The sequence below is a fragment of the Kitasatospora sp. NPDC101155 genome, assembly GCF_044768305.1.
Taxonomy (GTDB): Bacteria; Actinomycetota; Actinomycetes; order Streptomycetales; family Streptomycetaceae; genus Kitasatospora.
This window is the reverse complement of sequence record NZ_JBIWPN010000107.1, coordinates 1-9,976: the sequence shown is the minus strand read 5'-3', so window position 1 is coordinate 9,976 and position 9,976 is coordinate 1. Positions and strand designations below refer to the sequence as shown.

Here is a 9,976-nt window from a genome sequence, read left to right as displayed (position 1 = left end):
GCCGGAGTGGGGGTGGTCACGGTCTCGCGGGGAGCGCGCGAGTTGGAAGGCGGGGAGGAGCCGCTCGACAGGGTGCGCAAGCCTGGCGGGGGCCGTAAACGGCTGGCCGATCTGGACTCGAGGCTGCGGCCTGCACTGCAGGCCCTGGTCGAGCCGGAGGAGCGCGGCGACCCGATGTCGCCGTTGCGGTGGACAGTGAAGTCCACCAGACAGTTGGCCACCGAACTCACCCGGCAGGGCCACCGGGTAGGCGCGGACACCGTCGGTGTCCTGCTGCGCGAGGAAGGCATCAGCCTGCAGGCCAACGCCAAGACCCTGGAAGGCAAGCAGCACCCAGACCGCGACGCGCAGTTCCGCTATCTCAACGAGCAGGCTCGTGAACACCGGGACAGCGGACAGCCAGTGATCAGTGTGGATACCAAGAAGAAGGAATTGGTAGGGCAGTTCAAGAACAGCGGACGTCAGTGGCGGCCCGCAGGCGCCCCGACTGAGGTCGACGTCCACGACTTTCCCGACAAGGAACTCGGCAAGGCCATCCCGTATGGCATATACGACGTAGCGGCGAACACCGGCTGGGTGAACGTCGGATGCGACCACGACACCGCCGCGTTCGCGGTGGAATCCATCCGACGCTGGTGGGAGGCGGCCGGACGGGCCGAGTACCCGCAGGCGTCGCGGCTGCTGATCACCGCGGAGGCCGGCGGCTCCAACGGCTACCGCACCCGTGCATGGAAGATGGAGCTCGCCCGGTTCGCGGCCGAGACCGGGCTTGAGGTAACTGTATGCCACCTACCTCCGGGTACATCGAAGTGGAACAAGGTGGAGCACCGACTGTTCTCCCACATCACCATGAACTGGCGGGGTCGGCCACTGACCAGTCACGAAGTGATCGTGCAGAGTATCGCCGCGACCACGACCCGCGCCGGCCTGACCGTCGATGCCCGTCTCGACACCGGCTCCTACCCGACCGGCATCCACGTCACCGACGTCCAACTGGCAGCCCTGCCGATCAGCGGCCATATCTTCCACGGGGACTGGAACTACACTCTGCACCCCACCGCTGAGGCAGTCGCTACCGCGGCCGGTGTCATACCTCCCGCTGACGACGAATGGCACCGCGCACCCACGCTCGCCGAACTGACCGGGATGACCTCCCCTGAGCTGGACGAGCTGATCACACACCTCGCCGACCTACGACAGAGACAGCGCGAGGAACGGACCCGCAACCACCCTGCAGACGACGCCCGGCACAAGCCCCGAACCGGGCGCCCACCCACCTTCCTCTTCGCCGACCGCGTCGTGGCCACCCTGCTTCACCTACACCTGGGCCTTTCCGGCGACACCCTCGCCCGGCTCATGCAGACCAGCCCGACCACCATCCACCGAGTCGTCAAAGAGACCCGGCAGTTGCTGGAGCAGCTCGGCCACACTGTGGAGACCATCCCAGCCCCGACGCACCTGCCCACGTATATCCCCAGGTACGTCCCGGCAATGGCGAACAGCAACCAGATCAAGATCAAAAAAGCGTGTTGATTTTCGGCAGGCCCTTACTGATCGTTTCAGAATGCCGCCCGGAGTCGTCGCAGGCAGATGATGCTGCAGGCGAGTTCGAGGAGACCCTGGTGAAGGTCGGCGCGCCGCTCGTAGCGGATGCGGAGTCGCTTGAACTGGTGCAGCCAGGCGAACGCACCCTCGACGACCCAGCGCACCTTGCCCAGTCCGGACCCGTGGGCGATGCCGCGTCGGGCGATCAGCGGTTTGATGCCGCGCTTCCACAGCAGGCGGCGGTACTTGTCGAAGTCGTAGCCACGGTCGGCGTAGAGGCGCCGGGGCTTGCGCCGGGGGCGTCCCCGTAGGCCTCGGATCGACGGGATCGCGTCGAGAAGCGGCAGGAGCTGGGTAACGTCGTGGCGGTTGCCGCCGGTGAGCGTGACAGCGATCGGGGTTCCATGGCGGTCGACGATCAGGTGGTGCTTGGAGCCCGGACGGGCGCGGTCGACGGGCGAGGGGCCGACATGGTCCCCCCTTTGAGGGCCCGGACATGCGAGCCGTCCACGGCGCAGTCGTCCAGGTCCAGCGAGCCCGTGCTGCGCAGTTCGGTCAGCAGGGCGGCGTGCAGGCGGGGCCAGACACCCGCTTCGGTCCAGTCCCGCAGCCGACGCCAGGCCGTGACCCCGGAGCAGCCCACGGTCTCGGTAGGGACGTCGCGCCAGGCAACGCCGGTCCGCAGCACGTACATGATGCCGGCGAGAGCCGCCCTGTCCGGGATGCGAAGTCGTCCGGGATGGCGGTGGCGTCGTTCGGGAGAAGGTGGCAGCAGCGGAGCCACCCGTTCCCACAGGTCGTTCGGAACAAGATCAGCGCGCACCTGGACACCCTGCAGATCAAGATCGCCGAGCGCAAGACCCACAGTTCAACTTGCCCAGAAACGATCAGTGGGAGCGTTGGATCACGTCTTCCGCCGGGTGGTCGGCCAGGGGATCTCCTGGAGAACATCCTCAGGAGTCGGCACCGCGTCCGGGTAGTGCTGGCGGATCTCCCGGCGTACCGAGGCATCCGCGGTGCAGAGGTCCCAACTCGTGCTGTCGAACTCCCGCAGCACCACCCTCAGCTCGTCCCCTGCATACCCCGCGAAGTCCCCGTCAACAAACTGAACATCCGGCGCGACCAGGGCCAGTAGCTCCAGGGTGCCGATCCCGGCACCGGAAGAAGCCTCCTCGATCTCGGCAAACCTGGTGACCAGTCGAGCATCGTCGATCCGCACCTTCCAAGTGAGACCGAGCCCAAAGCTCCCGAGGCGCACGAGGAGTTCCGCCAGCGTGACGTAGTACCAATTGGAGGCGCGGTCCTGCCCAGGAGGACGGTCACGCCAGGCCGCGAACGTGATCGACTGAAATGCCCCAGGGGACCCTGCCATCGATGCGGCTCCGTTCGCTTGCGAGGATCAGCGCGCTCTCACATCATGATCTTCCTTGACTGCAGCTGCAGATCATTTTGAAACCGTCAGTAAGGAGCCCCTCCGGCATGACTGACAACCTGCCCCGTCTCGCCGCCGTTTCCGACCTCACCTGGTCACCGCGGACGGCGTCATGCCGACGATCCGTGGTCCGCCCTCGGCAGTGACCTCGCCATCGCTGAGCTCTGCCCCGCCGAACCGCGCGACGGCGAAGACCAGGCCGACGAGGGCGACGAGGCTTTGGCGGAGTCTGCGGCGAGCCAGTGCATGAAGGCCTCTGCTCGGGCAGGTAGCAGGTGGTGGCGGTCTCGTCGCGCAGCACCAGTGCAGAGACGTGGCTGCGGCCGCGCAGGCCGATCACCTCGGTCAGACCCTCGATCCGCAGGCCCGTTCGTAGTCGTCCCGCTGGTCGCTGTGACCGATGATCACGCCGTCCTCGGTGCAGCCGCCCCAGTACTGCAGTGCGGACACCGGGACGACGATCAGCCCACGCCTCGCCCTGCAGATCGCGGTGCTGCGCGTGGTCGCCGACCTCGGCCTGCGCCGGGTCATCACGCTCCACTCCCGGGTGTCCGCGGCGCCATCCCGCCTTGACCGTCACCCGGAGGGACGGCCTCGATGGCCGAGACCACCCGCACCCGCCTGCTGAGCACGGTCCTCGACACCACCGACAGCATCGCCAGCGCCCGCGGCCCCTGGCCGGGTCTGCCTGCGGCTTGCTGTTCGGCCGGTGGCAGTGAGCGGGCGTATGCATGCGCAGGTCCAGGGCGGAGTTCACGAGGTGGTGAGCGTGTCCAGCGCGTCCTTGGCGCAGGCGATGGCGGCTGCCTCGGCGGTGGCGCTGGGAACGTCCTTGAGGGTCAGGCCGGAGTACCTGACGGTGACGAGCGCGTTGTGCTGGACCACCGTGAGTTCGACGTGGCCGAAACCGCTGTAGGAGATGTAGAGCAGGGTCGCCTTGTCACCGAGGCCGGGAACGGCCCGGTCGTCGGTGATCTTCGCGCCAGTGCCGTTCGCCGCGGTCCGGCTGGCGGCCAGCATCTGCTGGTAAACCGCCTCCGCGATCGGGGACAGCACGACGGCAACCTGCGCGTTGGCGTAGCCGGAGTCCTTGCTCGTCCAACTCGCGTTCGACGTGGTCGCACCACCGACGGGCGTCTGCGCGGTGCAGGTGGCTCCCTTGATGTGGCGTTCGACCGTCTCGGGGCGTAGCAGCGCACAGCCGTCGACCAGCGTGGTGTAGGGGGCGGCGGCCGGGTTCGCCGCACCGGAGGAGGACGGCCCGTCCGGCACGGTTGTCGGGTTGGTCACCGCAGTCGTCGGCGCGGCGGGCGGCGCCGGGTCGACGAGGTTGGCCGCCAGGCTCAGCGCGAGGGCGGCGGCGCCGGCCCCGGCGATGAGGCCGCCGAGCAGCCAGGTCCACCGCCGGGCGGGGCCGGCGGGCCGCAGGTCCGCCGGGTCGGGGAGGGTGGCCGGGGTGGGCTGCCCCGGCAGGACGCGGGTCGACGCAGCGGTCGGCAGCGGCTGCGTCGCGGGTGGGGTGTCCTCGATATCGGCCATCTGATGGTGAACCTTCCGGAGGCGGGTCAGCTGCTGGGCAGGTGGTAGGCGGTCAGCGTGGTCCCGTAGCCGACCACCAGGGCCGAATCCTGGAGGAGGACCTGCGGGTCGCCCGGCTGCCGGGCGAAGGTCTGCTGCCACTGCGGGGCACCGCCGGTGGCGGTCAGCGCCTGCACGGTGATCCCGCCGGCGGCGGTGGGTGCGGTGAGGAGGACCAGCTCCCCGGCGGATCCCCGGACGGTGGCGGCGCCCTGGGGCGACTGCCAGGTCCAGGCGGCGCGCCCGGTGCGCAGGCCGGTGCCGGTCGCGCCCCCCGGCCCGCCCAGGACGAGTACCCCTGCGGCGTCCGCGCTCCCGGTGACGGAGCCGCTGTGCGGGCCGCTCCAGAGCCGGGTGCCTTGGGCGGAGTCGAAAGCCGCCGTGTTGACCTGCTGCTCCGAGGCCGTCACGGCTCCTGGCGGCAGGCAGGTGACCACGTCCTGGCGGAGCGAGAGCGAGCCGCCGTAGGCGGCGAGGTACATGGTCGCGGAGGCCGGCGGAAGGCTGGTGGGCCGGCTCCAGAGGGTGGCGCCGTCCTGGCCGTTCATTGCGGCGAGGGCCAGATCCGTGGTCAAGGCGTACAACTGGCTGCCGGTCGGCGGCGCGTACAGGTCCTGGGCGTCGAGCGTCCAGCGCTGCCGCCCGGTCGCGCTGTCGAGCACGGTGAAGCGGAACGCGCCGCTCGCGGCCTCCTTCGTCTCGGCGAAGAGCGTCACGACCAGCAGGCCGGCCGAGGCCATGGCCTGGAGGCGGTAGGAGGTGCCGAGCGCGGCGCCGGTCCAGAGTCGGTCCCCGCCGGTCGCGTCGTAGGCGTGCAGCGCGCCGTCCTTGCCTGTGACCAGCAGCAGGCCGGGCATCGGCAGGGCGACGGACTGCGCACCGGGAACGGTGTCGGTCGAACGCCAGAGCGTCGTGCCGCTGCGGGCGTCGCGCGCCTGCACCGAGCCGGCCGAGTCCACGGTCCACACCCGGTTGCCGTCGCCAACCGGGAGAATGCCGGTCTCCGCAGTGCTCCTCCACAGCGTCCGTCCGTCGGCGCGGGCGTAGCCGACCACTTCGATGCGGTCCGCGCACACCACCGCCGCCGGTCCGCAGGCGACGGGAGCCATGCCGGCCCTGGGGAGCGTGAGCGACCAGGCCGTCGGGGGCCCGCCGCCGACCGGGCCGGGCCACAGCATCCGGGCGGCGCCTGCCGTGGCGGCTGTGGCGAGCAGGGTTCCGCCGAGGACGAGCAGGCGGCGTCGGGTGCCGTTCGGGTCTCTCAGCACCCGGGCCAGGTCCCGCTCGCGTTGGCGCACCGTTCGCTCGGCTCCGCCCATCCAGTCGGTGCCGACCGCCGGGCCGTACCGGAAGGCTGCGACGAGTTCGGCCGGTGCGGGCCGCCGGGCCGGGTTCCGGTCCAGGCAGCGCACCAGAAGCCCCACCAGTTCAGGCGGCACTCCGTCGAGGTCCGGGGGCTCCTCGGCAGACCGGTAGATCAGCACCGCCGCCGGCCCGTCGCCGAAGGGCGGGCGGCCGGTGGCGGCGAAGGCCAGGACGGCGCCGAGTGAGAACAGGTCGCTGGCAGGGGTGAGGTACTCGCCTGTCGCGTGTTCGGGGGACATGAACCCGGGGGTGCCGATGATCTCGCCGCTCGCGGTGGGCAGCGCGTCGGCCGTCGGTTTGCTGATGCCGAAGTCGATGACTCTCGGGCCGTCCCGGGTGATCAGGACGTTCGAGGGTTTCAGGTCGCGGTGGATGATCCGGGCGCGGTGGACCGCGGTGAGCGCCTCCACCAGGCCCGCGCCCAGCACCTGCAGCGCGGGCCCGGTGAGCGGGCCGTGCCTGGCCACGGCCTCGTGCAGCGACGGGCCGGCGACGAACTCGGTCGCCAGCCAGGGGAGTTCCGCCTCGGTGTCGGCATCCACCACCGCCACGGTGTAGGCCCCGTTGACCGCCCTGGCCGCCGCCACCTCCTGGGTGAACCTGCGCCGGAACTCGGCATCGGCCGCGTACTGCTGCTGCACGGTCTTCACCGCGACGGGGCGTCCGCTGTCGGTGGCGGCCAGGTAGACGTCTCCCATGCCGCCCGCGCCGAGCCGCCGCAGGACGCGGTACGGGCCGATGCTCCGCGTGCTCACGCACCACCTGCCCGGAAGGCGCGCAGCGTGGTGGCGGAGCCGCAGAAGAGCGTTCCGCCCTTGGCCGCGGTGGTCCACTGGCCCTCGTCGGAGGCCGCCTTCGCCACCCAGCGGATTGCGCCGTCGGCGGCGTCCAGGACGGCCGCTGCGGACGATCCGTCGAGCAGGGGCACGCCGAAGAAGCCGTCTCCGGCCGACGGCGCCTGGAAGTCCAGGCCCGTCCCCGTCCCAGTCCTCGCCGCCACGGTGGTGTGCCACAACCCCTTGCCGGTCGTGACGTCCAGGCAGTAGGCCGTGCCCTGGGCCCCGGAGAGCAGCAGCCGGCCGGCACCGAGTGCGCAGCCGAAGACCCCCTGTGGGACGGCGGGAGCCGCCCAGCGCTGCTGCCCGGTGGCCGGGTCCAGGGCGGCTACCGCGACTCCGCGCACGACCAGCAGCAGCTCGCCGATGCGCAGCAGGCGCGAGGGCGTACCGGCTTTCCCCGGTGAGAGACCGGTGACCTGCCAGTGGGACGCACCGGTGCGCAGGTCGACCGCGTGGATGACGCCGCTGTCCTCGTAGTAGCAGCGGCCGTCGGCGACCAGGCCCATCGCGCTGCCGGAACCGCTCAGCGTGTGCTCCATGGTGCGGGCAAAGAGCACTGCCATGTCCTGGGTGATCTCCTGCTGCCACAGCACCGTCCCGGTGCTCAGCTCGACTCCGGCCACGACCCCGCCGCCCGAGGAGGAGGTCTGGCGGGCGAGCACCACGGTCCGGCTGTCCGCGCCGAAGACCCGCAGGCTCCTCGCGGCCTCGTCGCGCTGCGCGGCGGGAACGCTGAGCGGGCCTTGGTGGCTCTCGCCCCCGGCATCCAGCCACACCAGGCTCGCGAAACCCAAGGACGTCCCGTAGATCAGGTCGTTCTGCACCTGGAAGAACTGCACGTCCTGCCGGGACCAGACCTGACGCCCCGTTGCCCCGTCGAAGCCGATCGCACCGAGCCCTTCGCACCACCACACCGGGGTGGCGCCAAGCAGGGACAGCTGGTGATCCATCGTCAGACCGCTGATCGGAGTGCTCCACAGTGGCGCCGGGGCGGCGGGCGGCTTGCCGGTACCCGGCGCTTCGGCGCCCCACGCGTCCGCGGCCTTGCCGACCGTAGCCGAACCGCGGGCCAGCCGGGCGCGACGGGTGAGCAGCAGCGGCACGCCAACGGCGGCGGCCATGCTCGCGCCGAGCCCGGCGCCGAGTCCGAACAGGCCGCGCCGGCTGAGCGACTGCCAAGTCCGCACTGGCAGCGCGGGCGGATCGGCCTGCGGCGCGCCCAGATCGGCCTCGGCCTGCCGCTCCCGGGCCTCGAGGTCGGCGAGCAGTTGCGGGCCCAGCAGCGCCGCCGGATCGGCTGGGGCCAGTGCGCCCAGCACGGCCGTCGCGGTAGGTCGTCGGGCGGGTTCCTTGACCAGACAGGAGGCGATCAAAGGGAGCAAGGTGGCGGGCACTCCGGAGAGGTCCGGCTCCTCGTAGACGACCCGCCGGTTGACCTGTGCGGGCTCACCGCCGCCGAACGGCGTGCGACCGGTGAGTGCGTACACCAGCACGCAGCCGAGCGAGAACACATCGGCCGCGCCGGAGGAGACGGAGCCGGAGACGATGCGCTCGGGGGCGATGTAGCCGGGTGTGCCGCACACCATGCCGGTCCGGGTCAGGTGCACGGCGTCGAAGGCGCGGCTGATCCCGAAATCGATGACGCGCGGACCGTCCCGCGCGATGAGCACATTCCCCGGTTTCAGATCACGGTGCACCACCCCCACCGCGTGGATCGCGGCCAACGCCTCGGCAAGGGCGGCTCCCAGGGCCCGTGATCCCGCCTCGCCGAAAGTGCCGAACCGCAGGACCACCTCGCCGAGGGTCGGCGCGGGTAAGTAGGACGTGGCCATCCATGGCCGGCGACCACGCGGTTCCGCATCCACTACGGGCGGGGTGTGAAAGCCCGTCACCCGCCGCGCGGCCTCGACCTCCTGTTGGAAGCGTCGCTGGAACTGCGGGTCCTCGGCGTACTCAGCTCTGATCACCTTCACCGCGAGCAGTCTCAGCCCAGGCGAGCGGGCCAGGTACACCTCCCCCATCCCGCCCGCGCCCAACAGCCGCAGCAACTGATGCGGGCCCACGAACACAGCCCGCTGCGCCTGCACGCCCTCGGCGTTCCTGCCGGAAGCCACCAAGCCTCCCCAAACGTGTTGCCGTCATCACAGACAGACACAGTGACACGTGCAGCTCACCCGCTGGTTGCCTTTCGCGCAATAGTTGGCCGCCCTACCGACGGCCGGGCACGCTGCGGGCGCCGGAAGCCCTGCCCGACAGGCTGAACGCGATGCTCTCTCCGCAGCGCCGTCACCATCTGAGAGGGCGGTATGTGACGTGATGCCGCATCTGTCGTCGCCGGATCGTGTGGGACCGCGGCATCCGCGCTTACCAGAGGGCCCAGCCGTGCTGGAGTGTCCCCCGTGAGCGACCGCCAGCCCTACAAGAGTGACTTATCCGACGATGGAAATGGGTATCGACCCTGAAACGATCCGCTCGCACCTGTACGGCGGTGCGGAGCGACGGCGGTGCGCTGACCGGCCCCTGGGCCGGGGAGGTCGGCGCTCCGCCGCCGGCCTGCCTCGTCAGCCGGCCAGCAGTTCGGCGGCGATCCGGGCGCGGTGTGGTGCCAGTTCGGCGGTGATCGAGGCGCTTTCGGCGGCGGTGACGGTGACGGCTGCGTCCTCGTCCCCGGCGCGGGCGGCCAGGGCGATCCGCAGGTGGGTCGGTGGGTGGGAGCCGTCCACGGCGGACCGGTCACGGGCGCTGAGCCGCAGCAGGCGCTCCCGCTCGGTGGCGGGGACGGAGGCGAGGTGCACGCGCACCCGCTCCCAGAGCAGGTCTTGTGCGGGTGGTGCGGGCGCGTCCTCGGTCCGGCGGCTGCGGGCGCGGCCGATTTGGGGCCGTCCCCGCTCCTCGGCCCGGATTCGGTGGATCGCGGTGTCCACCGAGCCGGGCAGCAGCAGCGCCGCGAGCATGCCCCGGGCCGCCTCGCCGCCCGCTACCCGGGCGGCGAGCACGTCGGAGTGGTACTCGGCCTGCTGGCCGGCCCGGGAGGTGAGCCGGTCGAACAGCACCAGCCCCTGGTAGAGCACCCAGGCGACGCCCCGCAGTACCAGCCGGCCGAACACCGCGCCGAGCCGCACCTGAACCGCCCCGGGTTCGGTGGGGACTCGATTTCGTGAAAGGATTCGAGTCATGGCACGCCCTTCCTCCTACCCGCCTGAGCTGCGCCGTCGTG

7 protein-coding genes are annotated in these 9,976 nt (G+C 71.1%); 1 reads left to right on the top strand and 6 read right to left on the bottom strand.

The window, feature by feature from the left end:
- Positions 1-1,533, top strand: a 1,533-nt coding sequence (locus ACIRYZ_RS45790; RefSeq protein ID WP_402955473.1) for an ISAzo13 family transposase, incomplete at its 5' end; no start/stop codon positions are given.
- A gap of 26 nt (positions 1,534-1,559) precedes the next feature.
- On the opposite strand, the gene ACIRYZ_RS45785 is transcribed toward ACIRYZ_RS45790, so the two are convergent.
- The 6 genes from ACIRYZ_RS45785 to ACIRYZ_RS45760 form a co-directional block, all read right to left on the bottom strand.
- Positions 1,560-2,368, bottom strand: a protein-coding gene (locus ACIRYZ_RS45785) for an IS5 family transposase (RefSeq protein WP_402955470.1) whose coding sequence is annotated in 2 segments (ribosomal slippage) — positions 1,560-2,029 and positions 2,029-2,368 — 810 coding nt in all. Because the reading frame shifts where the segments join, the coding sequence is not laid out codon by codon here.
- An 81-nt stretch (positions 2,369-2,449) separates the two neighbouring features.
- Positions 2,450-2,917 (bottom strand): hypothetical protein, encoded by a 468-nt coding sequence (locus ACIRYZ_RS45780; protein ID WP_402955467.1) that lies wholly within the window; start codon positions 2,915-2,917, stop codon positions 2,450-2,452.
- Positions 2,918-3,730: 813 nt separating this feature from the next.
- Positions 3,731-4,516 carry a hypothetical protein gene (locus ACIRYZ_RS45775; protein ID WP_402955464.1) on the bottom strand — a complete coding sequence of 262 codons (786 nt, stop codon included), beginning with the start codon at positions 4,514-4,516 and terminating at the stop codon, positions 3,731-3,733.
- A 26-nt stretch (positions 4,517-4,542) separates the two neighbouring features.
- On the bottom strand, positions 4,543-6,675 hold the full coding sequence (locus tag ACIRYZ_RS45770) for a PQQ-binding-like beta-propeller repeat protein (RefSeq protein WP_402955461.1): 2,133 nt from the start codon (positions 6,673-6,675) through the stop codon (positions 4,543-4,545).
- The gene (locus ACIRYZ_RS45765; protein ID WP_402955458.1) at positions 6,672-8,873 is read right to left on the bottom strand and encodes a protein kinase; all 2,202 of its coding nucleotides are present in this window, start codon (positions 8,871-8,873) and stop codon (positions 6,672-6,674) included. The genes ACIRYZ_RS45770 and ACIRYZ_RS45765 overlap by 4 nt, the downstream gene beginning before the upstream one ends.
- 447 nt (positions 8,874-9,320) lie before the next feature.
- Complete coding sequence (locus ACIRYZ_RS45760) at positions 9,321-9,935, bottom strand: hypothetical protein (RefSeq protein ID WP_402955455.1); 615 nt, start codon at positions 9,933-9,935, stop codon at positions 9,321-9,323.
- Positions 9,936-9,976: the final 41 nt, after the last annotated feature.

Bases quoted from the DNA above. Each gene is read 5' to 3' on its own strand.
- ACIRYZ_RS45780 (WP_402955467.1), bottom strand. From the start codon at position 2,917: ATGGCAGGGTCCCCTGGGGCATTTCAGTCGATCACGTTCGCGGCCTGG.
- ACIRYZ_RS45775 (WP_402955464.1), bottom strand. From the start codon at position 4,516: ATGGCCGATATCGAGGACACCCCACCCGCGACGCAGCCGCTGCCGACC.
- ACIRYZ_RS45760 (WP_402955455.1), bottom strand. From the start codon at position 9,935: ATGACTCGAATCCTTTCACGAAATCGAGTCCCCACCGAACCCGGGGCG.